1 protein-coding gene is annotated in these 614 nt (G+C 50.0%); it reads right to left on the minus strand.

Translation table 11 applies throughout. From position 1 onward, the window contains the following. Window positions 1-614, minus strand: a 614-nt coding sequence (locus R7044_RS26425; protein ID WP_225456140.1) for a substrate binding domain-containing protein, incomplete at both ends; no start/stop codon positions are given.

Consider the following 614-nt stretch of genomic DNA (forward strand, 5'->3'; position numbering starts at 1 on the left):
TTGGAATATGGCGGAAAAGGGCACCGACGGGATTTCCCAATCTGGCATCACTTTTATCAGTTGGCCTAGCTCCACTTCTTCTGCACAGTAACTCAGTGGAACACGAATAATGCCGTTGCCGTGCAGCGCGCCCATTACTAACGCTCGTCCATTTTTACAGCGCAAGTTGCCTTTTACGACCACATCGGCGTGGTCATTTGGGTTCTCTGCTTTACGATAGCTCCAACGCGTAACCGAACCAGTCAGAGTTCGATGTTCGGCCAGCTCTTTTGGGTGTTTTGGCATGCCATATTGCTGCACATAGCTCGGGCTTGCGATCGTCACCATGTCAACCGTCATCAGCTTGCGCGCGACAAACCCTGCATCATCCAATTCCCCCATGCGAAATGCGACATCAAACTGATCTTCAATCAAGTCAATACGAGGCGAAGAAAAGTCCAAATCAATGCTGACGTTCGGGTACTGTTGCATAAACTCACACACGTATTTGGCGATGATGTCTTCGCCGATGTAGCCACCCACACAGTTCACTCGAATCACGCCGCGAATCTCTTGAGTATCATCGACGGCGGCAATTAACGCTTGGTCGATGTCTCGCAAAGCTTTTTCACAGT

The sequence above is a fragment of the Vibrio sp. 1402 genome (assembly GCF_033340275.1).